Source organism: Rhizobacter sp. P3_C12 (genome assembly GCF_056402735.1).
On the sequence record NZ_JBFUGW010000621.1, the window covers coordinates 1 to 971 of the forward strand.

Below are 971 nucleotides of genomic sequence, written 5' to 3' on the forward strand. Positions count from 1 at the left end.
ACCGTGGGTCGAACGCGCCAAAGCCGCGCCAATTCAGGCTCTGCCACAGATTGCTCAATCTTTAAGCATGAAAAAAACGTTGAAAATCAATGACTTGGGCGATTGTGAATGCGGCATGACAGCCGAATCGCGCCGCCAGCCCTTGATTGGCGGGCTTGTGGAGTTCTCGACCCGCATGAACGCTGGGTTTGCACATGTTTGAGCGCTCGGCGGGGCGGGGCGAGCGCCTGGTCTGGAGCGTCGCGGGGCTGGTCAACGCGGTGTCGGACGCGCTGGCGGCGCGCTTCAGCGCCTGTGTYGTGCAGGGCGAGCTGTCGGGCTTCTCGCGTGCGGCCAGCGGGCATTGCTACTTCAGCCTGAAGGATGCGGACGGGCAGCAGGCGGCGATCCGCTGCGCGATGTTCCGGCGCGCGGCGAGCCTGGTGGGCTTCAACCCGGTCGACGGGCAGCGCGTCGAGGTGCGCGGGCGGCTCGCGGTCTACGAACCGCGCGGCGAACTGCAGTTCGTCGTCGAATCGATGCAGCAGGCCGGCGCCGGTGCGCTGTACGAGCAATTCCTGCGGCTGAAGGCGCGGCTCGAGGCCGAGGGGCTGTTCGATCCAGTGCGCAAGCGCGAGCTGCCGCGGTTTCCGCGCCGGCTCGGTGTCGTCACCTCGACGTCGGGCGCCGCGCTGCACGATGTGCTGACCACGCTGGCCCGGCGCGCGCCGCATGTCGCCGTCGTCGTCTACCCGAGCCTGGTGCAGGGCGCCGAGGCGCCGGCGGCGCTGGTGCGTGCGCTGCGCCAGGCGGCCGAGCGCAACGAGGTCGATGCGTTGCTCGTGTGCCGCGGCGGCGGCTCGCTGGAAGACCTGTGGGCGTTCAACGACGAGCAGGTCGTGCGGGCCATCGCGGCGAGCCCGCTGCCGACGATCTGCGGCGTCGGCCACGAGACCGACGTGACGCTGGCCGACTTCGCCGCCGACCTGCGC

General features: G+C 69.5%; 2 protein-coding genes. Both read left to right on the forward strand.

What is annotated here, in order from left to right:
* On the forward strand, window positions 1-202 hold a 202-nt coding region (locus AC1DXV_RS34995), incomplete at its 5' end, for a hypothetical protein (protein WP_477938096.1).
* Window positions 195-971 (forward strand): exodeoxyribonuclease VII large subunit (gene xseA / locus AC1DXV_RS35000; RefSeq protein WP_477938097.1); only part of this gene is annotated, 777 nt, incomplete at its 3' end. The genes AC1DXV_RS34995 and xseA, both read left to right, overlap by 8 nt.